The sequence below is a fragment of the Janthinobacterium sp. FT14W genome, from assembly GCF_009208755.1.
Classification (GTDB): Bacteria; Pseudomonadota; Gammaproteobacteria; order Burkholderiales; family Burkholderiaceae_D; genus Janthinobacterium; species Janthinobacterium violaceinigrum.
Genome location: NZ_WFLL01000196.1, coordinates 1 through 227 on the forward strand (window position 1 = coordinate 1; position 227 = coordinate 227).

General features: G+C 52.9%; 1 rRNA gene. It reads right to left on the reverse strand.

The annotated features are described in order from the left end of the window. A 23S ribosomal RNA gene (locus GCN74_RS28595) occupies window positions 1–227 on the reverse strand; the annotation flags it as partial.

Here is a 227-nt window from a genome sequence, read left to right on the forward strand (position 1 = left end):
TACTCATCTCGCCCACCTGTGTCGGTTTGCGGTACGGTCTCGTATGACTGAAGCTTAGAGGCTTTTCTTGGAACCACTTCCGATTGCTTCGTGAGCAAGCTCACTCGTCCCATCCCCTTGAATTCCGCACCCGGATTTGCCTAAGTGCCTTCTATGAGACAGAAACTGACTATTCCAACAGTCAGACAACCTTCCGCGATCCGTCCCCCCATCGCATCATACGACGG